We start from the raw sequence: 2,263 nt of genomic DNA on the forward strand, positions 1-2,263 counted from the left end.
AGCGCGACGAAGCTCGCCGCCTCCTGGCGCCAGCCGTCGAGCGCCTCCGTCACCGACAGGCCGACCGAAACCACCAGCGGATAGGCGCGCAGGACGCGGAACGTCGTCACCCGCTCGATACCGTCGGGATCCTGGCCGCGATAGGTTCCGCGCTCCTTGTGCGGCAGCTCCGACCGGAAGAGCGGCAGGGCATTCATCGCGGTTCCGGGCGACCCGTCCGCCGTCGCGGTGGATGCGGCGAGTTCGCCGCCATAGTGCATGAGGCGGATGGCGCCGTGCCGGCCGGCATCGACGGCTTCGAACGACGCGACGAAGAAGTCCGGATTGAGCAGCCCGACGACGACGCCGAGAAGCTGGCCCTCCGACGTCGTCACGGCGCGCGCCATCGGGATGTGGAACTGGCCGCCCGCCGCGGCCTCGTCCGGGCTCTCGCCGAGATGGCGCCCGGCCGCCGGCGGGCCGAGCGCGATCGTTCCGGGGTTGGCGACCGCCTCGCGGACGTAGGGGAGCGCGTCGAGGGCGATGGGCGGAACGGGATTCCCGGTCACGTCGACGGCGCCGGTGCCGTCGGCCGGCACGAACGCCAAGTCGCGCAGCTCGATGGCCGTGCGGGTGCGGCTCCGCAGGATCTCGCGGACCAGGGCCGGCCCGACCCGGCGGTCGCTGGTCTGCCGGATGGCGTCGGCGACCGCGTGCATGGTCAGCGCGACCCCGTCGATCGAGCGGTAGGTCTGCTCCGCCAGCATCCGCGCGGTCGACTGGCTGATGCGCTCGGTGCGGGCCAGCGTGGCGTGGCGCGCGAACACCAGTTCGGACACGACGAGCCCGATGGTCGCCACGATCATGAACACGCCGCCGGCGACGACCCACGTCATCAGCGGCGACGTGAAGTACCGGGACGAAGCTCGACCGCCCTCCATGTCGCAGCGATACTAGCACCGTTCACGCCTTGGAACCGTCATGACCTCGTGTCGTCTCGCCGCGCTGGCGGCCTGGGCCCTGTGTCTCGGGACCGCCGCGGCCGCCCTCGCTGCCGAACGCCCCGGCGTCGCCCGTCCGCAGGCGGTGCTGGGCCGTGGCGCGCTCCACGCCTGCATCTGGCCGGACTACTATGCGATCACCTTCCGGAACCCGCGCAGCGGACGGCTCGAAGGCATCGACATCGACCTCGCGGGCGACCTCGCGCGCGACCTGGGCGTGCGGCTGGACTTCGTCGAGAGTTCCTTCGCCACCTTCATGGACGACCTGGAGCGGGGCCGTTGCGACGTCGCCATGTTCGGCGTCGGCGTGACGCCGGCGCGCCAGCGGCGGGTCGACTTCACGGAACCCTATCTCGCCAGCGGCATCTACGCGATCGCACCCCGGACCAGCCGGCGGATCCGCACCTGGGCCGACATCGACCGCCCGGGCGTCGTCGTCGCGGTCCAGCTCGGAACCTTCATGGAACCGATGATGCGCGACTATCTGCGCCGGGCGCGCCTGATGGTGGTGGCGCCGCCGCAGCTCCGCGAGATCGAGGTTCAGTCCGGCCGGGCCGACCTCTTCATCACCGACTATCCCTACAGCCGCCGGATGCTGTTCCAGCACGAATGGGCGCGCGTCATCGCCCCGGACGAGCCGATCGGGCGGACCGCCTATGCCTATGCCGTCGCCAAGGGCCAGCCGGAATGGCTGGCGCGGCTCGACGCCTTCGTCGCCGCGATCCGGGCGGACGGGCGGCTCGAGGCCGCCGCCCGTCGCCACGGACTGTCGCCGATCGTGGTGCGCTGACCCCCGCGCCTCAGGCCGCGAGCGCGCGGTTGACCGCGCTCGTCACCGCGTGCAGCGAGGCGGCGACGATGTCCGGGCTGATGCCGACGCCCCAGATCACCTGGCCGTCGCCGCGCTGGGCTTCGATGTAGGTGACCGAGCGCGCGTCGGCGCCATGGCCGATCGCGTGCTGGTGATAGTCCTGGACGCGAATGTCGACGCCGCAATTGCGGGCGAGCGCGTCGACATAGGCGGCGATCGGACCGTTGCCATGCCCCTCGATCGTCCGCGGCGCGCCGTTCTCGACGATCCGGGCCTCGATCAGGCGCTGGTTCGGGTGCTTCGTGTCGGGCACCGTCGAATGCTCGCGGAAGGCGATCGGGCTGTCGCGCCGGACATACTCGTCCTGGAACGCCTCCCAGATGAGCTGCGGGGAGATTTCCTTGCCGGTCTCGTCGGCGATGCGCTGGATGACGCGGCTGAACTCGACCTGCAGCATCCGCGGCACGTCGAG

The 2,263-nt window shown here is 71.5% G+C and carries 3 protein-coding genes; 1 reads left to right on the top strand and 2 read right to left on the bottom strand.

Annotation, left to right across the window (positions count from 1 at the left end):
- Positions 1 to 875 (bottom strand): hypothetical protein (locus ACE3Q3_RS24025; protein WP_374450338.1); only part of this gene is annotated, 875 nt, incomplete at its 3' end.
- A gap of 85 nt (positions 876 to 960) precedes the next feature.
- Between ACE3Q3_RS24025 and ACE3Q3_RS24030 the strand changes: the two genes are divergently transcribed.
- Entirely contained in the window at positions 961 to 1,770 is an 810-nt protein-coding gene (locus ACE3Q3_RS24030; RefSeq protein WP_374450340.1) for an ABC transporter substrate-binding protein, read from the top strand.
- Between the two features lie 10 nt (positions 1,771 to 1,780).
- On the opposite strand, the gene ACE3Q3_RS24035 is transcribed toward ACE3Q3_RS24030, so the two are convergent.
- A partial coding sequence (locus ACE3Q3_RS24035; protein ID WP_374450343.1) for an alpha-isopropylmalate synthase regulatory domain-containing protein occupies positions 1,781 to 2,263 on the bottom strand: 483 nt, incomplete at its 5' end.

The sequence above is a fragment of the Allostella sp. genome (assembly GCF_041913585.1).
In the GTDB taxonomy this organism is placed as follows: Bacteria; Pseudomonadota; Alphaproteobacteria; order ATCC43930; family Allostellaceae; genus Allostella.